The organism is Denitratisoma sp. DHT3 (assembly GCF_007833355.1).
Classification (GTDB): Bacteria; Pseudomonadota; Gammaproteobacteria; order Burkholderiales; family Rhodocyclaceae; genus Denitratisoma.
Genome location: NZ_CP020914.1, coordinates 2092416 through 2117030, shown reverse-complemented (window position 1 = coordinate 2117030; position 24615 = coordinate 2092416). Strand labels below are relative to the sequence as shown.

Annotated in this window: 11 protein-coding genes; 9 read left to right on the top strand and 2 right to left on the bottom strand. The window is 63.3% G+C overall.

Features of this window, described 5'->3' with window-relative positions:
* Nucleotides 1-7 precede the first annotated feature (7 nt).
* The 9 genes from drmD (B9N43_RS09740) (at nucleotide 8) to drmC (ending at nucleotide 21581) form a co-directional block, all read left to right on the top strand.
* Nucleotides 8-3139 carry a DISARM system SNF2-like helicase DrmD gene (drmD, locus tag B9N43_RS09740; protein WP_145842026.1) on the top strand — a complete coding sequence of 1044 codons (3132 nt, stop codon included), beginning with the start codon at nucleotides 8-10 and terminating at the stop codon, nucleotides 3137-3139.
* Nucleotides 3136-3774: a restriction endonuclease gene (locus B9N43_RS09735; protein ID WP_145842025.1), complete on the top strand. Its 639-nt coding sequence runs from the start codon at nucleotides 3136-3138 to the stop codon at nucleotides 3772-3774. The genes drmD (B9N43_RS09740) and B9N43_RS09735 overlap by 4 nt, the downstream gene beginning before the upstream one ends.
* Nucleotides 3768-8162, top strand: coding sequence for an Eco57I restriction-modification methylase domain-containing protein (locus tag B9N43_RS09730; protein WP_145842024.1), 4395 nt, complete (start codon nucleotides 3768-3770; stop codon nucleotides 8160-8162). The genes B9N43_RS09735 and B9N43_RS09730 overlap by 7 nt, the downstream gene beginning before the upstream one ends.
* Complete coding sequence (locus B9N43_RS09725; protein ID WP_145842023.1) at nucleotides 8159-10036, top strand: ATP-binding protein; 1878 nt, start codon at nucleotides 8159-8161, stop codon at nucleotides 10034-10036. Before B9N43_RS09730 ends, B9N43_RS09725 begins: the two co-directional genes overlap by 4 nt.
* Before the next feature lie 11 nt (nucleotides 10037-10047).
* Nucleotides 10048-13179, top strand: a complete 3132-nt coding sequence (gene drmD / locus B9N43_RS09720; protein WP_145842022.1) for a DISARM system SNF2-like helicase DrmD — start codon at nucleotides 10048-10050, stop codon at nucleotides 13177-13179.
* Nucleotides 13176-14888, top strand: coding sequence for a hypothetical protein (locus tag B9N43_RS09715; protein ID WP_145842021.1), 1713 nt, complete (start codon nucleotides 13176-13178; stop codon nucleotides 14886-14888). The genes drmD (B9N43_RS09720) and B9N43_RS09715 overlap by 4 nt, the downstream gene beginning before the upstream one ends.
* Nucleotides 14889-14954: 66 nt before the next feature.
* A complete protein-coding gene (gene drmA, locus B9N43_RS09710; protein WP_145842020.1) occupies nucleotides 14955-18962 on the top strand; it encodes a DISARM system helicase DrmA in 4008 nt (1335 codons plus the stop codon).
* Nucleotides 18963-18964: 2 nt separating this feature from the next.
* Entirely contained in the window at nucleotides 18965-20818 is a 1854-nt protein-coding gene (gene drmB / locus B9N43_RS09705) for a DUF1998 domain-containing protein (protein WP_145842019.1), read from the top strand.
* Between the two features lies 1 nt (nucleotide 20819).
* Nucleotides 20820-21581: a DISARM system phospholipase D-like protein DrmC gene (gene drmC / locus B9N43_RS09700; protein ID WP_145842018.1), complete on the top strand. Its 762-nt coding sequence runs from the start codon at nucleotides 20820-20822 to the stop codon at nucleotides 21579-21581.
* 126 nt (nucleotides 21582-21707) lie between these two features.
* Here the strand turns inward: drmC and B9N43_RS09695 are convergent, their stop codons facing one another.
* A complete protein-coding gene (locus B9N43_RS09695; RefSeq protein ID WP_145842017.1) occupies nucleotides 21708-22457 on the bottom strand; it encodes a TIGR03747 family integrating conjugative element membrane protein in 750 nt (249 codons plus the stop codon).
* Nucleotides 22454-24610: a type IV conjugative transfer system coupling protein TraD gene (gene traD / locus B9N43_RS09690; protein ID WP_145842016.1), complete on the bottom strand. Its 2157-nt coding sequence runs from the start codon at nucleotides 24608-24610 to the stop codon at nucleotides 22454-22456. Before traD ends, B9N43_RS09695 begins: the two co-directional genes overlap by 4 nt.
* Nucleotides 24611-24615 lie beyond the last annotated feature (5 nt).

Genomic DNA, 24615 nt, shown 5'->3' with positions numbered 1-24615 from the left:
CAATCGCATGGGGGTCCAAACCGAGCAGCAAGCCCAGACGTATCGCGCGAGGCCTGAGCCAGGACAACTGGTCGAGGTGCGCCGTCGTCAGTGGGTGGTGGCCGACGTCGATGCCGCTCGGCTGGATACCGGCACTCCCCAACATTGTGTGACGCTATCGTCGATCGACGAGGATGGTCTCGGCGAGGAACTGGAAGTCGTCTGGGAAATCGAGCCGGGTGCCCAGGTCATCGAGCGCGCGGGCCTGCCCTCGGTCACGGGGCAGGACGATTCGGGCATGCTCGACGCCTTCCTCGACGCCGTGCGGTGGGGCGCCGCCACCAACGCCGACCGAGGGTTTCTCCAAGCGCCGTTCCGCAGCGGCGTCAGCATCGAGGACTTCCAACTTGACCCGCTGGTGCGAGCCATCGACATGGCTCGTGTCAATCTGCTCATTGCCGACGACGTCGGCCTCGGCAAGACCATCGAGGCCGGTCTGGTCATTCAGGAACTGCTGCTGCGGCACCGTGCCCGCACCATCCTGATCGTCTGCCCTGCGTCGCTTCAGGAGAAGTGGCGCGTCGAGATGCTGGAGAAGTTCGGCCTCGATTTCCGCGTGGTGGACACCGACTACATCAAACGGTTGCGGCGCAAGCGCGGCATCCACGCGAATCCGTGGACGTCGCATCCGCGCCTCATCACGTCGATGGATTGGGCCAAGGGCGGCGAGGGTTTGCGCGCCATGCGCGACGTGATCCCGCCGCACGTCGGCCATCCGCGCAAGTTCGACCTGCTGGTCGTGGACGAAGCACACAACGTCGCGCCCGCCGCAGGCGCGCACTACGCGCTGGAGAGCCAGCGCACACGCTTCGTCCGCGCCATCGGCCCGCACTTCCAGCATCGCCTGTTCCTGACCGCGACACCGCACAACGGCTACACCGAGTCGTTCACCTCGCTGCTGGAATTGCTCGACGACCAGCGTTTCGCGCGCAACATCCTCCCCGACGAAAAGCGCCTGAGTCAGGTGATGATCCGTCGCCTGAAAAGCGATCTGGTCGATGCGCACGGCAACCCCCTGTACGCCCGGCGCACCTTGCAGGCGCTTGAAGTCCCGTACACGGCGGAAGAGCGCGCGATTCATCACAAGCTGGACGACTACTGTGCCAGCCGCGAAAAGGACGCCGAGAAAGCGGGCAACGCTTTCGGTACGGTCTTCGTCAATCGCCTCCTCAAGAAGCGTCTGCTCTCGTCGCCAGCGGCGTTCGCGTCCACCCTGGAAAAGCACGTCGCATCGCTGTCCGAAGCACGGCCCGCGAAGTCGGACGCGATGGCGGAGCGCATCCTGCACAAGGCCATCCTAAAAGTCGACGAAGACTATGCCGACGATCAGGAGGTAGAGAACGCCCAAGCCGAAGCCATCGAGGAAGCCACGCGCCGCTCGATGCCGCTGACGCCGGAACAGCGGGCGACGCTGGACGACTTGAGGGTGTGGGCTCAGCGAGCCAGGAATCAGGCCGACTCCAAGGCCGAAGCCATCCTCGACTGGCTCACGGCCAACCTCAAGCCGGACGGTCAGTGGAACGATCGCCGGGTGATCCTGTTCACCGAATACCGCACCACACACCAGTGGATGCATCAAATCCTCGCCAGCCACGGCTTCGGCGGCGAGCGTCTCGGTCTGCTCCACGGCGGCCTCTCCCAAGAGGAACGGGAACCCATCAAGGCGGCATTCCAGGCATCGCCACAGGATTCACCCGTCCGCATCCTGCTCGCTACCGACGCGGCGTCCGAAGGCATCGACTTGCAGAACCACTGCAATCGGCTCATCCACTTGGAGATTCCCTACAACCCCAATGTGATGGAGCAGCGCAACGGGCGTATCGACCGCCACGGACAGCGCGAAAAGGAAGTGCTGATCTGGCACCCGGTCGATGGTGGCGACACGAGCGGCGCATCGGTCGGTGGCCACGGCGAGGACATCCTGCGCGCCTTGCGAAAACTGGACTCGATGCGCGCCGACATGGGCAGCGTCAATCCGGTCATCGCGCCGCAGATGTCCGGTCTGATCGAAGGCTCCTTGAAGGATTTGGACACTCGTCTCGCCGAGGCGCGGATCGCACGGGCCAAGAACTTCGTTCGTGCCGAACGTGAGTTGAAGGAGCGCGTCGCCAAACTGCACGAACGTCTCCTCACTACCAAGCAGGATTTCCACCTCACGCCCGACCACGTCCTGATGGCCGTGAAGACCGGCCTCGCGCTGGCGGGCCGTCCGCCGCTGGAACCTGTCGAACTTGCGGGCGCGCCTTCGGGCAGCGTCTTCCGGATGCCTGCGCTGTCCGGCTCGTGGGCGCGCTGTCTGGAAGGGCTGCGCCACCCGCACACCCAGAAGATTCGGCCCATCACCTTCGACCATGCCGTCGCCAGTGGCCGCGACGACGTCGTGCTCGTCCACCTGAACCATCGCTTGGTGCAGATGTGCCTGCGTCTGCTGCGCGCCGAGATCTGGGCGCAGGACGACGTGAAGAAGCTGCACCGCGTCACCGTCCGCACCGTGCCGGATGAGCTGGTCGAAGGCCCTGCCGTGATCGTCGTCTCGCGCCTGGTCGTCACGGGCGGCAACCATCATCGGCTGCACGAGGAACTGACGGTATCCGGCGGCTACCTGCGCGACCAATCCTTCCGCCGCGAAGAAGGCGTCACGCGCGTCCAGCAGTGGCTGGACGAGTCGAAGCCGATCACGGCGGCTGCCTCCCTGTTCGACGCGCTCCGCGTCCGCTTCGACCGTCAGCAGGAAGCCATCCTCAAGTCGGTCGATGCCCGCTCCAAGGAACGTCTTCGTTTCCTGACCAACACGCTCCAGACTCGCAAGCAGCAGGAAATCGACGACATCGGTACCGTGCTCGACGAACTGGAGAAGGCGATCCAGTCCGAGTTGAAGAAGGAGCAGCAACCTGAACAGCTATCGCTCTTCACCGAGGACGAGCGCACGCAGCTCCGGCGCGACATCGCCGCGCTGGAAGCGCGCCTCGCGCGCATCCCCGACGAGCGCCGGATGGAAACGCAGGCCATCGAATCCCGTTACGCCAAGCTCGACGACCGCACCTTCCCGGTCGCCGTGATCTTCGTCGTGCCCGAGTCCACGTCAGGGGTGGCGAAATGATGACCTGGCAGGAATATCAGGAGGCCGTCGCCGAGTTCTACGAGCAAATCGACGACTTCGGTAACGTCAGAAGAAACGTCATGGTTCCGGACAACATCACCGGCCAGCCACGGCAAATCGACGTGCTCATCGAAATCGAGGCGAAGGGGCATCCGCTGAAGATGATCGTCGATGCCAAGTTCCACGCCGTTCCCATCGATGTGCGAGAGGTCGAGTCAGTCCTCGCACTCGCTGATGCCGTTGGCGCAAACAAAGCGATCGTCGTCGTGGCGAATGGGTGGACGGAGCCAGCCAAGAAGAAGGCTGACCATGCTGGATGCGGCCTCGAACTTCTGTCGGTGGAAGATGCCCTTGATTTGATCGTTCCTGACAAATGGAAGATGTGCCCGTCCTGCAATGCCGACTGCATCGTGCTTGATCAAGAAGGTGCGGTCACTCTCGATGGTGGCGCATGGTTCTGGTGGTTGGCCGGTCAGTGCCGTGGATGCAAGTGCGCGCGTATCCACTGCCAAGACTGTGGGACGAAGGCATTCGTCGAACTCCATGGCTCCATCGTTTGCGGTTGCGGACATCGCTGGTCAAGCACCGATGACGGCGTCACCATCTCATTTTTCGAGGAAGAGCCTGAATGGTGACGCCGACCCAACACCAGGACTGGCTGTCGCTCGTCGAGATTTCTGGCCCTTTCCTCGCCGTTCCCGTCCTGAAGGAAGCCTTCCCGCAAGGGCTGGAAGAACTCGATGGCGGCAAGCGCAAGCGGCTGCGGCAAGCCTACGACGAATGGCGTGACGCGCTGGAAACGGACGATCCTCGCTTCGCCGATCTGCACGCGGCATGGATCGACGAAGTCTTGTCGCGCGGACTGGAACTCGACGAGGACAGTCGCGGCGACGTACTCAGACGCAAGGACTGGTGCGCCGCGCACCTGAACGTCACTCTGCCCGAGCACGCCATCAGCCTGTCGCCGGACTTCGCCGTCGTCGGTAACGGCGACACGCCGCTGATGCTCGTACACGCCTACGGGCCGGACGTTGATCTCGATGCCACCCAGAAGCTGGACGGCTGGGCCAGTACAGCGGCGGAACGCATAGTGACGCTCTGCCGTGCTATGGGCTGCCGTCTCGGGCTGGTGACCAACGGCGAACGCTGGATGCTGGTCGATGCGCCAGTCGGTGCGGTCACCACCTACGCCAGTTGGTATGCGCGCATCTGGAGTCAGGAACCCGTCACCCTTCAAGCCTTCGTCCACCTGCTGGGTATCCGGCGCTTCTTCGTCGACGAATCGGAACGGCTGCCCGCGCTCTTCGACCGCTCGCTGAAGTTCCAGGACGAAGTGACCGACGCCTTGGGCGAACAGGTGCGGCGTGCGGTCGAAGTGCTCATCCAGTCACTCGACAAGGCCGATCAAGACCGCGACCGCGAATTGCTGCGCGGTGTGAAGGAAATCGAACTCTACGAAGCCGCGCTGACGGTGATGATGCGGCTGGTCTTCCTGCTCTCCGCCGAAGAGCGTGGTCTGCTGCTCTTGGGCGACGAACGCTACGAGGCCAACTACGCGCTCTCGACCCTGCGGATGCAATTGCGCGCCGAATCCGACGAGATTCTGGAGCGGCGCTGGGATGCGTGGTCGCGCCTGCTGGCCGTTTTCCGCGCCGTGTACGGCGGCATCGAGCACGAGAACCTGCGCCTGCCTGCGCTGGGCGGCTCCCTATTCGATCCGGATCGCTTCCCCTTCCTCGAAGGTCGCGCCCGAGGCTCCGACTGGCGCACCGACGTCGCCAAGCCGCTGCCGATCGACAACCGCACCGTCCTGCTGTTGCTCGAAGCCATTCAGCAATTCCAGGGCCGCACGCTGTCCTATCGCGCGCTGGACGTCGAACAGATCGGCTACGTCTATGAGGGCCTGCTGGAGCGCACCGTCAAGCGTACCGCCGAGGTCACGCTGGAACTCGACGCCACCAAGAACGCACAGTCGCCTTGGGTCACGTTGGCCGAACTCGAATCCGCGCGGCTGGACGGTGCGGACCGCTTGGCCGAACTGCTCCAGCAGCGTTCCGGCAGTTCCGCCAGCCGGGTGCGCAACGATCTGGCTCGTGCAGTGGACGATGCGCTCGCCGATCGCGTGTTGACGGCCTGCCACGGTGACACGGCGCTGCGCGACCGCATCAAGCCTTTCGGCCATCTGGTGCGCACCGACCCTTGGGGCTACCCGCTGGTCTATCCCGCTGGCGCTTTCATCGTCACCACCGGCTCCGACCGCCGTGAGACCGGCACCCATTACACGCCGAAGTCGCTCACCGAGGCCATCGTCGCCGAGACGCTCACCCCCATCGCCTACGTCGGCCCGGCGCAGGGTACGCCCCGCGCGGACTGGGCGCTGAAATCTCCCGCCGAACTGCTCGATCTGAAGATCTGCGACCCGGCGATGGGTTCGGGCGCTTTCCTCGTGCAAGCCTGCCGGTGGCTGGCCGATCGGCTGGTTGAGGCATGGGCGCAGGCGGAGGCGCAGGGGCGCACGGTCGACATCGATGGGCGGGTGGCGGATGCCGAAACCAGCATCGAGCCGCTGCCCCGCGACACCGAGGCGCGCACCATCGTCGCCCGCCGCCTGATCGCCGAACGCTGCCTCTACGGCGTCGATCTGAACCCGCTGGCGGTCGAACTGGCCAAGCTCTCCATCTGGCTGGTGACGCTGGCCAAGGGGCGTCCCTTCGGCTTCCTCGACCACAACCTGCACTGTGGCGACAGCCTGCTCGGCATCCATCGGCTGGATCAGCTCACCCAGCTTTCGATGAATCCCACGGGCCAGGGCCAGCTACGCCTGTTCGGCCAGAACGTTGAGCAGGCCGTGCGTGAGGCCATCGAACTGCGCTCACGCTTGCGCGAGATGCCCATCCGTGACATCCGCGATGTGGAAGCCATGGCGCATCTGGACGCCGACGCGCGCCGTGGGCTCGAAGTGCCGGAATGCATCGCCGATGCCTTCATCGGGGAGGTGTTCGCATCGGTCGGCAGCACAGCGCTGGAGAACGCGCTGGCGTCACTGACCATCCAGGCCGGGCAGGCCATCGATGGCGACCGCGAAGTGCTCGCCTCGATGCGCCGGAGATCGGTTGTCGCGCTCTCGACCGATCTGTCTGCCGACAAGCCTGCGCGTCGGCCTTTCCATTGGCCGTTGGAGTTTCCGGAGGTGTTCGCGCGCGAACGCGGCGGCTTCGACGGCATCGTCGGTAATCCACCCTTCCTGGGAGGAAAGCGGATCACCGGCGTCGCCGGCACCGCCTTCCGCGATTGGCTGGTCGCGCACATCGCCGAGGGGCGTCGCGGTTCCGCGGACCTGGTCGCCTATTTCTTCCTGCGGGCTTGGAGCCTGCTGCGCGAAGGCGGCGGTTTCGGGCTGCTCGCGGTGAATACCATCGCGGAAGGCGACACGCGGCAGGTCGGACTCGAAGCGATGCTTGGCGCCGGCGCAACGATTCATGCGGCGTACCCGAACGAGCCTTGGCCTGGGAAGGCCAACGTCGTCACAAGTCGCGTTCACGTGCGCAAGGGCGATTGGAAGGGAGAACGAACCGTTCTTGGCCGGTCCGTCAAGTTCATCTCAGCGTATCTGTCCGACCGCGAGGAATGGAGTCCCAAGCGGTTGAAGGCGAGTGAGGACCGCTCCTTCATCGGCTCCATCGTGCTCGGCATGGGCTTCGTTCTCACTGACGAACAGGCCGAGCGCATGCTCAGCGACGACCAGAAGAATGCGGAAGTCGTTTTCCGTTACCTCGACGGGGATGACCTGAAATCCAGTCCCGAGCAGCGTCCGACCCGTTGGGTCATCAGCTTCTGGGATTGGCCCGAAGAAAAGGCCCAGAACTACAACGCCCCGTGGCAGTGGATTGAGGAGCGGGTGAAGCCCGAGCGGCAGCGGCGCGGGGATGATGGCCAGTACGTCTTGCGCAGACCATTGCCGGAACGATGGTGGCAGTATGCAGACAAGCGCCCGGCGCTCTACCACGCTATTGGGCGCGGGCATCACTTCGTGCATCACCCGGAAGGCTGGAGTTCGGCGTCGCGTCCGCGCAAGCAGGTTCTCGTTGCCGGCCGCGTCGGGAAGTACTTCAACCCGTCGGTCGTCGAGAACGACGTCATCTTCCACGAGAAGTGCGTCCTGTTCGCGGTGGATGAGGTCTACGCCTACGCGGCACTCTTCAACTCGTCTCTGGTCGACGCATGGGTGTGGAAGCACTCGTCACGGATGAAGCTTGATCTGAACTTCTCGCCATCCGACGCCGTCGAGACCTTTCCCTTCTTGGAGCCCACCGAGATAGCGCGCCTCGACAAGCTCGGCCGCGAGTACCTGCAAGCGCGCCACGACGTGATGACCGATCCGGCCAACCCGATCGGCCTCACGAAGCTCTACAACCGTTTCCACAACGCGGGCGACGGCGACCAGCGCATCGAACATCTGCGTGAGCTGCACCGCGAGATCGACGCGGCGGTCATGCGCGCCTACGGGTGGGATGACATCGACCTCGGGCACGGCCACCACGAGCAGCCAAATCTCGCGGAGAACGACTCCGTGCGGTTCACCATCTCCGATTCCGCGCGTGCCGAGGTTCTTCGTCGTTTCGCCGAACTAAATCGTCAACGTTACGCGGAAGAAGTCGCGCAAGGTCTGCACGACAGCAAAGCCACTGGCACGGCCACCCGCAAGTCACGCACTCAGCGCACCGAAACCACACCCGTACAGCAATCCTCATTCGGATTTGATGTAGCCCCAGCCAACGAAGGCCACTACCTCAAAGCCGCCGAACCCCGAGCCGACTACCGCGCCGGCCCTGCCCACGCCATCGTCGAATACCTGAAGGCCCGCCCCGGCTGGCACGCCAAATCCGACATCCTTGCCGCTACCCGCATCACGGACGGCCAGTGGAACGCCGCGACCGCCGACCTGATTTCGGGTGGCAAGGTGGAGCGCCAAGGTGAGCGGCGCGGCGCACGTTATCGGTTTCTTGTAGGGGAAGAAAAATGAAACAGTACCGACTGAACGTCGATCCGCGCATCCTGGAACTGCTAGGGCCAAACCTTTACACCAACATCTATTACGTCTTGGCGGAGCTGATCGCCAATGCGTATGACGCCGATGCGAAGAACGTCTACATCATCTCCAACAAGGACGACATCCGTGTCGAAGACGACGGACACGGCATGTCCTACGAGGCAGGCGACATTGCCAAGTATTTGAACGTCGCAGGTGTATCCCGAACGACTGAAACGGAATCGCTCACGAAATCCGGCACTCGCCGCAAGATGGGGCGCAAGGGTGTCGGCAAGCTGGCCGCACTCTCGGTTTCGGAGGATGTCGATGTCCTGACGATCGTCAAAGGGGAGAAATCGGGCTTCGTACTGACCCGTCATCCGGAGAATGGTCATGACCTGAAGGCCATTCCGGATGATCGGATCGTTTTCGAGCGCATCGCCGATCACGGCTCCGCCATCATCATGCGCAATCCGCAGTACCGGCTCCACAAGACCCTGGACGCAGTCAAGCGCAACCTCCTCAAGATATTCCCTCTGATAGATGCCAATTTCCGGATACACGTCATTCGTGGCAAGGAAGAGGTGACGATCGAAGACTTCGACCGCAGCATCATGGGCGAGCTATGCGCACTGGTCACGCTCGGCGACAAGTTCAAGCCGCTGTGCGATCTCGTGCCCGACAGTCATCCGGACCGGCGAGCCGATCTGGTCGCAGCGCAGGCTACGAAAGCAATACCCATCACCATGAAAGCCAACGATGGGAAAGAGTACGAATATTCGTTGGAAGTTCTAGGCTGGATCGGCGCGTACAAGAGCACACGGGGAAGAAAGGCAGAGCTGACCGATTTCCCGGACAACTTTGTCTCGCTGTTCGCCAATGAAAAGATGGGGGAGTTCAACATCCTTCCCGTCGTTGGCCAGAACAAGCTGAATGAGGTCTATGTCGTCGGGCAGTTGCACGTCGATCTGTTCGAGCTGACGGAACTGCCAGACATGGCCTTGAGCAACCGTCAAGGCTACAAGTCCGACGATCCACGCTATGAGGCCGCTCGGGAGTATGTTCGAGGTGAGTTGCTCGCCGATATTCTCAAGCGGCGCGAGACGTACACGGACATCGTCAACGCCGATAAAAAGAAGCAAAAAGAGGCAGCTCAAAGAAACGACGAGGCCAAGCTCAGGGCATCAGTAGATGCTTTCCGCAGAAAGGCCAGCGAGGAGGCGGCGAACGCACTGGCCAAATTGGGTGTGAATGTTTCTCGCGAGGCGATGGAAAAAGCTATTTCCGAGTCGATCAACGCCAATAGTCCTGACCTAGGACTGAAGGCGGCGGTGGACTCCCAGAAGAAGAAAATCCTCATCAGTCAGACTTATTCGGATAAGTCGTTCGCCGACATCATTTATCAGATGCTGGTTTTCAACAACGTTTCTCCTGACGACATCTTGTACACGAACTGCGACGACGAGGTGTGCCGTGTTCCGGAAGGGCGTGCCGTCTATGACTACCTTCGTGAGTTCTTCGTCGAAAGCTACTCGACTCAGAAGATTTTCGTACTCTTCGTGACTAGCGAAAACACGAAAGTCTCATGGGGTGCGATCACAGAGGTCGGAGCTTCGTGGATCACCAAGATCGACCACAAAATCTTCAACATCCACCCCTTCCGGCCAGAGCATCCTCTCAACGACGAAGTGCAGTGGCAGAGCACCAATCGGGATAAGCCGAACGGCGATCTCTGGATGATTCCGCTCAACGCGGACATTTTTTGCCAGAAGATCGAGGCGGTCTGTGATGCGCTGGATTACAAGAAAAAGACCCGAGCGCAAAACATGGCGCACTTGGGAACGCTCGCTTCCATCAGGAAAGCGTGAGGATTTCAGGTATGCCATGGAGTCCAGGACAGCTCGTCCGCCACATCGACGACCCAGCCAAGATCGGAACAGTCACCGATCAGACCCGGGCGCGCGCCTCTGGCCAGCAGTATCGCGTGAACTGGAACGGCCGGCTGGACTGGCACTACGAGGAGGAACTGGTTGCGGCCGATGCGGGCGGTGATGACCCCCTGGATCTGATCCGCGAAGGACGCTACGGGCGAGTGGACGACTTGCGGAGTTTGCTGACCCACGTCCACCTCGCGGGACGGCTGGCGAACGTCGTCTATGCCATGGGGCTAACCCAGACCGACTTCTACCCGCACCAGTACAAGCCGCTGCTGACCCTTCTGGATTCACCGGTCAACGGTCTGCTGATCGCGGACGAAGTGGGCCTGGGCAAGACGATCGAGGCGGGGCTGATCTGGACCGAGCTGCGCGCCCGCTACGACATGCGTCGGCTACTCGTGATTTGTCCGGCGATGCTTCGGGAAAAGTGGCGGACGGAGCTTTCGTCGCGATTCGGTCTCGACGCCTGCATCGTCGACGCGGCGGAGCTCCTGCAGGAGCTGGATTCGAACGAGAACCGGGAACGGGCATGGATCGTCAGCTACCAGGGCATCCGTGTACCGGGCGGCTGGGATCCCGCCGAGAGCGACACGCCCAGGCGCTCGGTCCGCGCCCGTCTCGCCGACCTCCTCCATCGCAATGCCGATCGGGAGCCTCTGCTCGATCTGGTGATCTTCGACGAAGCGCATTACATGCGCAACGAAGAGACTGGCGCGTGGCGAACGGGCAGCCTGTTGCGGGACGTCAGTACGCATCAATTGATGCTCTCGGCCACGCCGATCAACCTCGGCTCGGACGATCTGTTCAACGTGTTGCGTCTCCTTGACCCGGATCATTTCGAGTATCCGGAGGATTTCCGCAACGTCGTCCTGGCCAACCGTCCGGTAATCGCCGCGAGCGACGCGGTGCGTGATCCGACGAGCGATGCCGACCAAATCTTGGCGGCGATCCGCGAGATCAAGTCGTCGCGATGGTTCGAGAGATCAGAACGTGTCGATCGTCTGATTGAGGAGGTGGAGGCGGTCTCGGAATGGACGAACGAGAGGCGCATCGACATTGCAGCCAAGCTCGAACGACTCAACCTGCTCGCGCACATCGTCACTCGTACGCGCAAGCGCGAAGTGCAGGCCGAGCGGGTCGTGCGTGATGCGTCCGTGTTCGAGGCCGACATGTCACCGGTGGAGCGGGAACTCTATCGGGCGATCACCGAAGGCACCCGCGAATATGCGCTGGCCAACGGCATCGAGCACGGCTTCTTGCTCTCCACACCGCAACGGATGGTTGCGTCGAGCCCTGCGGCCTTGCTTCGAACCTGGCGTGACGACGGCCTTGATGCCGACGCGCTGGCGGTAGCAATGGACGAGACGGACGAAGACGAGGAAAGGCTGCGTGAAACGGAGTCTCGCCTCAAGGGCTGGCTGGCTCGTCGGGTGCTGCGGGACTTCGACCTCGGAGATCTGAGCCGAAACGATACGAAATTCGCCGAATTTTCCCAGGCGCTGAAGCGCTTTCTGAGCGAGGACCGTGAAGCGAAAGCCATCGTTTTCACCACATTCCGTCCTACAGCCCGCTACGTCGTCGATCGGCTGTCCGCCGAGAATGTGGAGGCCGGTCTGCTGATGGGCGGCGCGGAGTTCGACAAGGAGGCCGTGCTTACGGCTTTTCGAGAAGATCGTGATTGCCGCGTGTTGGTGTGCACCGACATCGTGGCGGAAGGCATGGATCTGCAGTTCTGCCGACTCGTCGTCAATTACGACCTGCCCTGGAATCCGATGCGCATCGAACAACGGATCGGGCGCATCGACCGCATCGGGCAACGATCCAAGCGCATCCTCGTATGGAATTTCGTTCACAAGGACACCATCGACGCGCTCATCCTCGCGAGGTTGGCGAAACGTATTGGGGTGTTCGAGAGCACCTTTGGGGAAACGGAAGAAATTCTCGGTCAGGTCAGACGACTCGAGGACATCCTGTTGTCTAGGCATTTGACCGCCGAGGAGGAGGCGCGCCTGATCGAGGAAGTGGCGCTCGCAATCGAGAACGCCAAGCGCAAGCAAGAGGAGCTGGAACGAGAGGCGATCCAACTGGTGGCTCACGGCCAGCAGTTACTGGCACAGATCGAGGCGGCTCGGGGCGATGGAAAGACCGTCACCCATCACGATCTGGTTCGATATGTCGACGGGTACCTCCGGAACGTTTCCGGTTGCCGGTTCGTCGCGGCGCGTGGCGAATCGGACACCTTCGACATCGGCTTGAGCCCCGCCGTGGCAGCAGAATTGGACGAATTCCTCCGGAGAGAGAATCTGGTCGGGAAAACCGGCCTGGGCACCGGTCAGACGAGGCGTTGTCGCTTCACCGACAGGATCACCGAAAAGTCCAAACCCGGAGAGGAGATCGTCCATCGGTTTCATCCGATCGTCCGCTTCCTGTCGCGTAAGGTCGAAGACGAGGAGGATCGCTTTCCGCTCTATGCGTCCAGAGTCGCCACCGGCGGCGTCGCGGCGGGCCGATACGCTCTGATGACCCGATTGGCGAGCTTCTCCGGCGTGAAGGATGAGGAACACCTCCTCGTCGCCGCCGCATCTCTCGATCGGGATTCGCCCCTCGACGATCGACAGGCGGAAACCCTACTCGACTTGGTCAGGAAATCGGGCGTCGACTGGCCGACGGCGGCGGTCGATGTCGCTCCGGAAGCCGGGGTGGCTGCCGCGGAGCGATGCGAGGAGCTTCTCAGGGATCGTTACAAGGCACTCAAGGACGAAAAATGGCGTGAGAACCGAGACCGCGCCGACGTGCTCTCGCATCTGTTGGACGACCACGTCCGCAAGAAGCGCGAAGGCTTCGAGAAGCGAATCGCCAGCCACGAGACCTTCGCTTCACAGTACGGGAGCAGCCCGGATGGCAAGCGACGCAAGGGTCTGGCGAACGCGGAGCGCAAGAAGCTGGAGGACTTCCTGGCGCGGATGGAAACGCGTCGGGCGACGTTGGCCAGGAAGAGCCAGTCCTTTTCGGCAGAAACGCGAGAGATCTGCGTTTTGCTCGTGGACGTGGTGCGGGGGGAGCGAAGGCCGTGAAGAGCTGGAAAGAACAACTGAAGGATGTCAAACGAGCATTGCGTGAGACAGACCTACAAGGCGAGATACGCGATGAAAAGCCGGCCAAGGTCGACTTCGAGCCACCGAAGTCCTGGTTGACCGACGACCGTTCGATATCGAAAAGGGATGGCGAATCGAAGGGGAACTCCCGCCCCGCTGCGATTCCCTCGACGGTGGCTGAGCGACAGACCGGTGTCCACCATCGGGTCGCTCCGACCGTCCGAAATCCCGTTCAGCAGCCCGCTACTCCAAGCGCCGTCAGTTCGTCTTCTGACAAGCCGTCGGCACCTTCAAACAGGGCAACGACGCCACCCGTGTTCCGACCACGCATCGATGGGGGGCACGCCCTGGTCATGCCCGAATGGAGCGAAGCCGGCAGGTCGTTGCAGCATCCCGACCACCAGGGCGGGAGAGCGGCACCCATGGTCGTCAGAATCGGGGTGGATTTCGGAACCGCATTCACGAAAGTGGCGATTCGGGCGGGTGTCGATCTGGTCCCCGTAGATTGGTTCGCGGTCACAGGTGACGAGTCGCCGACGGGGCGCTATGTGATGCCCGGTTTCGTCGTTCGTGCGCCGGATGGCGAATACTGTTGGCGGCGGCTCGCCGAATCCAATGTCCGGGGAAATCTCAAGCTCTCGGTCATCGAGATGGCCGGCTCGGACGAGTGCCCGGCGGCCACCCTGGCCTACCTCGCCTTGGTCATCCGTTACGCCAGGGCATTCCTGTACCGGCACCCGGAGGCCGGGCGAAAACTCGTGGCGCGTTCGCTTCGTTGGGAACTAAACGTCGGTTGCCCCACCGAGCCGCACGAGAAGCCGGAGGTCGTCCGGCTGTTCGGGCGCATCGCGCGGACTGCTTGGCGATTGGCAGCGGGGGGCAGTCTCCGGGAGACCGACATCGCTGCCGCGTGGGTGGCCGACGAAGCGGCCATCGGCCTGGAAACGGAACCGGGCGTCGTGCCGGAATTCGTGGCGCAGATCGCCGGTTACCTCGGTTCGCCCCAAGTGACCGGAGGATTGCACGCGCTGATCGACGTCGGCGCGGCCACGCTCGACGTGGCGACGTTCAACGTCGTCCTGGGAAACGATCTCGATTCCTCACCACGGATTCCGATCTTCTTCTCCGCCGTTCGTCCGTTCGGAACCTACTACCTGTATCAAAACCGCCATGACAAGCTCGACCTCGATCACGTGTGGGACGATGCCGCGCCGGTCGAACCGGCCGATGACTTCGCGAAACGACACGGCAAACGCCGGAGCGAGGTCGATGCCGTCGACTTGGAGTTCGTGAATCGAGTCGAGAGCTGCATCACCGGGGTGATCGACGGCACCCGTACCAACGCACGGGGAGATCCGCAAAGCTCGGCCTGGCGCGAAGGGCTACCTATATTCATCACTGGCGGTGGATCCGGTTGCGAGGTCTATCGCCGGGCCATCGAAGCGGTACAGATCGATCTGAAGCGACGACTGGATGCGTCGAGCCGCTTCCGGTTCGTCGAGTTGGATCCGCTCGGCGCGAAGTTCCCGCAGTTCGGTACCGATATCGGAGGCAGACTCTCGGTCGCGATCGGTCTGACGCAGGATGCCGAAAGCATTGCTCGCGTCGTCCCGCATCGCGATATCGAGCCGATTTCCCGGACCGCGAAGGAGCGTGTCGACCATAGCGAGATCTATGGCGACCGGTGAAACGACGCGAAGCAGCTTGAATGGACAGATATATCGACTCGGGCGAATGCCGATGAGGTGAGACTGATGAAAGAAAGAGACAAGAACGAATCGAATGTAGGGGCAGACAAGCAGCCTCATGCTTGGATCGCCGTCGATCATGGTCTCGGCACTGACCGTAGGCTTGCGCCCTACACCTTGGTCTTGAAGGGCGATCGCTCCGTGTATCAAGCCATCGCCGAGGACGATTGGGTGCTCGTGTTGACCCCCGCCGGGGACGTCGTCCGCGCCGGGCGCGTGCTTCGGGTTCGCTCCGACCTCGAAACCACCACGATCTTCTTCGACCGGGTATGCGCCGCCGAAGCGCCGATGCCGGTCGCCAGCGTCGCGCTGACCCCACCGTCTTCGGGGAACGTCGGTCGCATCCAGTGGGAAGAGTTCGTCGCAGCCTTGTCCACGGCGCTGAACCAGACCGTCGCTGGCGTGCAGGTAGTCGAAGATCGCGCCTACATTCGCGAACTGCTGCAACTAGCCGTGGTGGACGACCTGCTCGGCCCGGCGGGCGGCCCGCACGAGCGCATCGTGGACATGGGTGTGCGCGACCGCTATCTGGTTGGCAAGCTGGCACCACGCGAAGCGGCGCAGGGTGGCATCGAAGGGCTGGAAGGTCCATTGGCGGAGGACGAGGTCGAGGAACCCAGCGACCCGATCGTACCTGGCCAGCACGAACCGGGTGCCGAGTTCGGAACCGCGACCGGGAGGGTGGAACCCGAATCGGATGCATCGGACGAGATCGACGCCGCCAGCAATCAATCGTTGGTGCCCAGCAGTTTCGGCATGACCTTCTGCGTCGATGGCGACGCCGAGCGCATCGAGGTCGAGGCGCGCTGGGGCAGCTACGAGCGTGTGCCCAACGAGGAACACGAGCTGACGCGGCCCAATGGGCAGAAGGCCAAGGTCTGGCAGCGCATCCCCTGCGGCGGAAAGCTGGTGCTGCCGCTCACCGAAGGCGTGATTCCGCATCAGGCACCGGACGCGAACCGCCCGGCGGTGCGGATACAGGGTTCCGTCCGCGCCAAGAACGCCAACGGCGACCGCTTGGTGACGTTGTTCCTGATCAACGCGCAGGAAGAACCCGACACCAACCGCGACACGGCGTGGCTGTTCCAGCCGGAACTCATCGTGCGTGCGGAAGCGGAGGCATCGAACCGCGCTATTTTTCGCCGCCGTCCCGTGCTGGACGCCGACGGCATGGACACCGAGCGCGAATCGCTGGAGATGATCTACCGCAACCGCGTGGAGTTCGCGGTCGGGCATGGCGTCGCCATCCACGCCGAGACGGCGGACGACGTGACGCTGGCCACCGAGGTGTGCACCACCGTCCTGCCGCAATACGAAGTGCAGGTCACGGAGACGCCGGGCCTCGACCCCGCCGACCGTCCGGCGATGAAGGAAATGGTGGCGAGCGGCCTGCTCGACATGCAAAGACTCGCCACGCTGGGCGTCACCGAGTTGGTCGAAGCCCTGAACGTGCTGACGAAGGACTACGCGGCGTGGATCGCCGAGCAGCGCGAGCGCATCGGCGAGGACGTGGTCGGGTATGACGCGCAGGCCGCACAGGCGCTGGATCGGTGTCAGGAAATCCAGTCACGTTTGCAGCAGGGCATCGACACGCTGAAGAACGACGAGAAGGCGCTGGCTGCTTTCCGCTTCGCCAACCGGGCGATGGCGATCCAGCGCGTGCGAAGCCAGTACGCGCTCGAAGTGCGGCGTGGACGTGACGTGACGGTGGATCAATTCGACCAGCCGAAGAACCGGAGCTGGCGTCCGTTCCAGTTGGCGTTCCTGCTGCTGTCGATCCCGTCGCTGGCCGACCCCACGCATCCGGACCGCGTGCAACCGATGGAAGCCCATGCCGATCTGCTGTGGTTCCCCACCGGCGGCGGCAAGACCGAAGCCTATCTGGGCGTGGCGGCGTTCACGATGGCGATCCGCCGTCTGCAAGGCAAGCTCGGCGGCTACGACGGTTCGCGCGGTCTGGCCGTGATCATGCGCTACACCCTGCGCCTGCTGACCTTGCAGCAGTTCCAACGCGCCACCGCGCTGATCTGCGCGATGGAAAAGCTTCGGCGAGATGCTCTCGTGCAAGGTGATGAGTCGCTCGGCAAGGAGCCTTTCACCATCGGACTGTGGGTGGGCAACAAGGTGACGCCGGGCACGACCGAGGAAAGTCACTATGCCATTCAAGCTCTGCGCGATTCAGGAAAGAACAAAGCAGGACGTACTTCACCTCTTCAACTCACCAGTTGTCCTTGGTGTGGCTCTGCGATTGATCCTGGGAAAGATGTCGTTGTCGATAAGGATCGTGGCCGAACAGTGGTTTACTGCGGTGACAAGAAGAGCAGTTGCACATTCTCTCGTGGCAGGTCGAGCAATCTGCCGCATCCCGGCATCCCGGTTCTGACGGTGGACGAGGAGATCTACCACCGACCGCCGACGATGATGATCGCCACCGTGGACAAGTTCGCCATGATGGCGTGGCGCGGTCAGGTGCGCACGCTGTTCGGTCGCGTGAGTCATGAATGCGAGCGCCACGGCTTGCTGTGGCACGAAGCGGACTGCTGCACTGGCAATCACCAGGCTGGGAAAGGCATGCCCGCGGTCAAGGTCAAGAGCGTCGCGCCGATCCGACCGCCCGACCTGATCATCCAAGACGAATTCCACCTAATCAGCGGCCCCCTGGGCACGATGGTCGGCCTGTACGAATCCGCCGTCGACGAACTGTCCGGCTGGACGCTCGATGGCAAGACGGTTAAGCCCAAGATCGTCGCGTCCACGGCGACGGTGCGCAAAGCCAAGGAACAGGTGAACAACGTGTTCATGCGGCGCGTGTCGGTGTTCCCGCCGCACGGCTTGGACGTGGAGGACAACTACTTCTCGGTGCAGCGCCCGATCGAAGAGCGACCCGGACGGCGCTATCTCGGCGTGTGCTCGCCCGGTAGCTCGCGGCCCGCGATGCTGATCCGCGTCTATACCGCCTTCCTCACCGCCGCCCAAGCCCTGTTCGACCGTTTCGGCGAACCTGCCGACCCGTACATGACGATGGTCGGCTACTTCAATTCGCTGCGCGAACTGGGTGGGATGCGGCGCTTGGCCGAGGACGACGTGCAAACACGTTCCTACCGCGTGCAGATGAGCATGGTCGAGCGGCCCGCGCTCGCGCAGCGCAGCGTCAACAACATCCGCGAGCTGACCTCGCGCGTCTCCAGTCAGGACATCCCGAAGTACCTCGACGATCTGGAGGTCAAGTTCAAGGCCGCGCTCGATGCGGCCACCGGGAAGTACGTGACGAAATGGAACGAGGGCGACACCCGCGCCATCGACGTGGTGCTGGCGACCAACATGCTGTCGGTGGGCGTGGACGTGAATCGCTTGGGCCTGATGGCGGTCAACGGCCAGCCCAAGGGCACGGCGGAATACATCCAAGCCACCAGCCGCGTGGGCCGTTCCTTCCCCGGCTTGGTCTGCACGGTGCTCACGTGGGCGCGTCCGCGCGACCTCTCGCACTACGAGACCTTCGAGCATTACCACGCGACCTTCTACAAGCATGTGGAAGCGCAGTCGGTGACGCCGTTCTCGCCGCGCGCTATGGATCGCGGCCTCACCGGTGCGCTCCTCTCCCTGATGCGACTGGAGAACGATGCCTTCAGCCCGAACGTGGGCGCGAGCGAGCTGGACAAGTCCGACAAGGCCGAGATCACCGAAGCCATCGACGTGCTGGTGAGGCGGGCTTGGAACGTCAGCGAGACGACCACTATCAAGAATCTGGCCGAGCGTGAACTGAAGGAACGCGCGGACGAGTGGGCCAAAGAGGTGAGCGTTCCTGGTCGCACGTTGGCCTACGAAAAGCGCGGCGCACAGGCCGCGACGATGGTCGGGCTGGTCAAGTCGCCGGGCATCCATGCGTGGGACAACTGGACGGTTCCGATGTCGATGCGCGAGGTGGAGCCGGGCGTGCGCCTGATCATGAACACGGGACACATTTCGGACGACCACGGGTGGAAGCCCCGTCCGGTGCCGAAGGACGAGGACTGACCATGACCACCAATAAAACACCCGTCGGGGAAGTCCGCCCCAGTCAGCTGCTCTGGACATACGGGCCGGGCGCGCTGATCGATCTGCCGAGCCTCTCGGTGGTGACGCTGGGCATCGACCAGTGGGAAAAGGATCGCTGCCAGCCCATCGCCGAGCCGCGCCTGCTCGCCGCCGTCCGCAAGGTTCTCGGCTCGCAGGTGGAGAACCTGCGCGTGCCACCGTTCCAGAAGAGCGAACTCGTCGATCCGTGGTCGGCGGAGGCGAACATCGGCGTCCCCGTCCGTCCGTTCCCGCGCTGGATGCGCTGCGTGAAATGCGGCCTGCTGTCGCCCTTCGACGCGGGGCTGTTCGAGATCAAGGAAAACCGCTTCCGCCCGGAGCGAACCCGCTTCGTCCACAAGGGGTGCCGTGGCTCCAAGGGTGACCAGCCCGCGAAAGATGCCGATGCCGTTCCGGCGCGTTTCCTCTTGGCCTGCCGCGATGGCCACCTCGACGACTTCCCGTGGCACTACTTCGTCCACGGCGGCAACAGTTCGTGCAAGGGAACGCTGCGCTTCTTCGAGAGCGGAGCCTCATTGCAGACCGAGAACCTGTGGGTGAAGTGCGATGCCTGCGGCGCATCGCGCAGCATGGCGCACGCCTTCGGCAAAGCCGGGAAGGAAAATCTGCCGAGCTGCCGAGGCCGGCACCCCCATCTCGATCATTTCGACGACGAGTGCGACGAAGAGCCGCGGGCAGTCCTGCTGGGCTCGACGAACAGTTGGTTCCCGATCACCCTGTCGGCGCTCGCCATCCCGCGGGCCAAAGACCCGCTCGGTCAACTGATTCAGGACGGTTGGGAATTCTTCGAGGATCTGGATTCCGAAGCCTCGGTTGCCGTAACGGTGAAGGCGCTGAAGAAGACCGGAGCGTTGCCAGGCATCGACAAGTACCCGGCATCCGATATCTGGTCGGCCATCGAAACCCATCGCCAGGGTGGTGAGGAGGTCGTCGGCGAGGCCGACATCAAAGGGCCGGAGTGGGAAGTGCTGACGGCGGCCAACCCGCCTGCCGACTACCCGCACTTCATGAGCAAGAAGGTCGCCACGCCCACGGGCTTCGAAAAGCAGATCGGCAGAGTGCTGCTGCTGGAAAGGCTCCGCGAGGTCAATGCCTTGCTGGGCTTCACCCGCGTGGAAGCACCCGAGGAAACGAGCGATCCGAACGAGCGCCCGCAGATGGCGGGCCTCGCGCGCCGCAAGCCGGATTGGGTTCCAGCGAATCAGGTTCACGGCGAGGGCATCTTCATCCAGTTCGACGAAGAGGCGCTCCGGACGTGGGAGGCGCTCGACGGCGTCAAACACGTGGATCAGATGCTCGATGCTGGTCATCGAGGATGGCGCAATTCGCGCCACCTCGATCCCAACGAGGGCTATCCCGGCATCCGGTACGCCATGCTCCACACGCTCTCGCACCTGCTCATCCGAGAACTGGCACTCGAATGCGGCTACAACGCGGCGAGCATTCGTGAACGAATCTACGCCGACACGTCGAGCGCGAACCACCAAGCGGGCATCCTCATCTACACGGCGGCAGCCGATTCCGATGGGACGCTGGGCGGCCTCGTCGATCTGGGCAAACCGGACAACCTCGGTCGCCTGCTTCGGCAGGCGCTGAACCGTTCGAAGGTCTGCTCGTCCGATCCGCTCTGCTCGGAGCATGACCCTGGCAAAGACCGCTCGCTACACGCCGCCGCCTGCCATGCATGCAGTCTGGTCGCCGAGACTTCCTGCGAACGCGGCAATCGCTACCTGGATCGGTCATTGCTGGTTCCGACCCTGGAACGCATCGACGCGGCATTCTTCAAGAGCTTGTGACATGGAAAAGCTCTTGGACGCCGTCGCAGCCGTGGTCTGTCTGGTTTCTCAGGAAAAGGTTCAGGCCATTGCATCCCGAATTCGTCGAACCGACGCCGACAAGGCAGCCGCCGCCCTGTCTGGAGTAGTCGGCACGCCCGCGGCCGCTGGAGTCGTGGAACAACTCGTCGATGCTTGGCGGGCTGCGACCGTCAGCGCCAGTGAGCTGGCGTCGATGCTACTCGCAGCCAGCCACGTCTTCACGAAAGCTGCTTCCGAGCAATCTACCGAGCTCGTCTGGACGGGGCCGACGACGCCCTTCGTCTCGGCTCGTCGAACGGAACAGGCACTGCTGCAGGTCATCAATGCCGCTGATCAGACTCTGTTCATCACGAGTTTCGTGGCCTATGACGTTTCGACCATCGTGAAGGCCCTGAATGCGGCGAGCGACCGCGGGGTGACCATCTCTATGCTTCTTGAGTTGTCCCAGGACCACGGCGGCAGCATCAGCTTCGACGCGATAGGAAAAATGAAAGCACTGGTTCCTTCTGCTCGACTCTATGCTTGGCGCGATAAGGCCGATCCGTTCTCCGATGGACGCGTCCATGCCAAAGCCGCAGTGGCCGATGGTCATACCTGCTTCATCACTAGTGCCAACCTTACAGGCTTTGCCATGGAACGAAACATGGAAGCGGGGTTGCTCATCTCTGGGGGGCGAATCCCTCGGGCACTGGATGAGCATCTTCGAGCACTTGTCGCAATGAAAATCGTATCGCCGGTTTGACATCAAGCGAAACAGACCCGCTATAAGGTGCCATGGGGGAGAGATGACGACATTGCACGAGCTGGGGAAAGTCATTGGCTCTTGCGGAAAGCGAGTGGATGATTGTGGTTTGCGGGCCATAGAAAACTACAAGTACTTCTTGAACGTCGCCGCCGCGATGCACACGGCGACGCCGAGCAGCACGGCGCTGGGCAGCAGGATCAGCAGCGGGTTCCCGCTGACCGGCAGTGCCAGGTAAGTCACCCACGGCAGCACGGCCAACGGGATCAGGCTGGCCCTGGCGCGGTGATAGATGAACCCCGACTCGCGTCCCGCGCCAAATCGGCGGATGTCCCGGCGCACCAGCCCGTCCACGAGGCCGACGAAGGCGGCCATCAGGAACAGCGGCAGGGTCAGGCACAGCACCAGCAACCGCACGAGGAAGACCAGCGTCGTGTAGGCCGCCGCGATCAGGTAGCTCTCCACGTTCACGTAGACCAAGCCGATGTAGTAGCGGAAATCCTTGGTCGAGCGATGGCTGCCGGCGCTGGCCTGCGCCGAGGCATCGCGTATCCAGTCCAGCAAACCGCTCTTCACGAACAGCCAGTCGTAGCCCTGCTCGACCAGCCGGTGCGCGGTGCGCCCCGGCTCCTGCATCAGCGCGCTGCGCGTGAAATGCGTGGAGAGCTGATCCAGCTCGTAGTGCAGCATGCCCTGCGCGTGGCGCCAGCCCTGATCGGGCCAGAAGAAGTGCATGCCGACGCATTCGATCAGGATGCACAGCAGCAGCGCGCCGCACAGCACGCCGAAGAAGCGGAACGGCAGCGTGACCAGGCCGGCGATCAGCCCCTGCTGTCGTTGCTGCTGGCGCTGGGCCGCGACAGCCGGATCGCTCATGCTTCGGCCTCTTCAGCGGCGGCCATCTGCTTGAAGTCATCCAGCAGGTCGTCGGGCAGCGCCTTGTCCTGCAGGCCGGGGATGCCTTGGTTCTCCCACCAGTCTCCTGCCTCGACGTAGTGCTGCCGCATGTAGCCGGCCAGCTCCTGCAGATCCTTCGGCATGGCTTCGTCGGGATCTGGTGCCGGCAGCGGCATGCGGACTTTCCAGAGGTTGCCGCCCTCGATCAGCGCGAAGCATTGCCCCTTGGGCAGCGCCACGACATGCGCGGGCTCGATCAATGGCACGCTGGTCGTGCTGATACGGTCCTGGGTGCTGGACGTGAACGCGGTATTGCCGTGCGGGTCGGAGCTGTCGGTGGCGCCGCTCATCAGTGCCGTGGCGTACACCTCGACCTTGGGCAGTTGTCGCGTCAGCAGTTCGGCGGTGGCGGTCTCGCGCACGCGCAGCATGAACAGATTGTTGAAGTTGCCGACCACTTGGCCAGCCTTGGCCCTGTTGCCGATGCGCGCCTCGATGTCGCTCAAGGTCTGCGTGTAGGCCGTCACCTGCATGCCGGCACCGCCGCCCTTGTTGACCATCGGAATGAACTCGTCGCCCATGAGTTCATTGAATTCGTCGGCGTGGACGTTGATCGGAATCTTGGCGCCCGCCGCGGCGCCGGGTAGCCCGTCGTCGATGCCGAACTTGTAGATGTGGCCGGCAACCGAGACCAGATCGCTGAACATCGAGTTGCCCACCGCCGCCGCGACTTCGGCGTCGGACAGCGCATCCAGCCCCACGTAGACCACTGCGCGTTTGCGGATGACCTGCATCCAGTCGAAGATCGGCCGCGGGTCGGACAGGTCGGAATAGTTCGGTGCGAGCAGCTGCGCGATCTTGCCCGTGGTGAGCTTCTCCAGCAGCGGCAGCAGCGAGGCGACGATCTTGTCGAAGTACGTCCGGTCGTAGCGCACGGCGCTGCGCAGGCCGTCGAGCACCGGGTCATAGATGCGCACCTGCGACAGGTATTGTTCGAGGGCCACCACGCGCTTCTCGCGCCCGATCATGTTGCGCGGGATGTTCTTGTCGTTCAGCTTCGCTTCGAGCTGGACGATGACCTCCCAGGCCTTCGGCTCGTTCTTGGCGAAGTAGTGCTGGGCGTACTCGATGAACAGCGCGTCGATGTTGATGACGTGGCGCTGGATCAGCAGGTAGTCCGGGCGCTGCCCCAGCTCGACCAGGGCGCGGGCGATGATGTTGACGAAGCGCCAGGCGAATTCGCGGAAGGCGGCGCTGTTGCCTTCGCCCGAGAGCTGTCCGGCGATGCGCGTGGCCACCTCGGAGATCCGCCCGAACCGGCCCACGGCGTTGTAGCGCGCCGAGATGTCCGGCCAGCCCAGATGGAAGACGTAGAACTCGCCTTCGCGCCCGGCGCGCTTGGCCTCGACGTACATGCGCTTCAACAGGTCCGCATCGCCCTTGGGGTCGAAGACGATCACCACCTCGTGCTCGCCGCGGACCTTGCGGCGGATGTCCTGGGTGATGAACAACTCGGCCAGCCGCGTCTTGCCCACGCGCGTGGTGCCCAGCACCAGGGTGTGGCCGACGCGCTCGCCCAGCGGCAGGGTGACGTCGACCTCGTGCGGTTCGATGCCATGCAGACGCGGCAGTCCGCCGACCGGCGGCAGCGGCCGCGCCGGGTTGAGCGGGCTGTCCCAGGCCAGCGCGCGCGCCAGCGTCGAGACGGGAAACGGCGCGAACTCAAGCCGCTCCTCCAGCCGCCGGGCGGCCCGGTAGATGGTCGTCGCCTCGACATAGCGGCGGAACTCCGGCCGGTAGGTCTGCATCAGCCGGTGCGTGTGCCGCTGCTCCCAGCGAAAACCCCGGCCGACGAACAGCCGTTGCTGACTCACCGGCACGTCGCGGCTGGTCATCACGTAGCGCGGCAGGCGGCGGATGTTGCGGCGATAGCGCAGGATCGCCCAGGCATCGCGCAGGCGAATCGCACCGAAGGTCAGGAACGCCAGCGCCGAGCCCAGGCCGAGCAGCGGGTTCAGCGCGAGCGACCACGGTGCCACCAGGCACAGAATCGCGGCGCCGGTGCAGACCGCCACGGTGTAAAGCTCCACCGCTGGCCGCAGCAGCACCTCGACCGCATGCGGTTGGGCCATTTGCG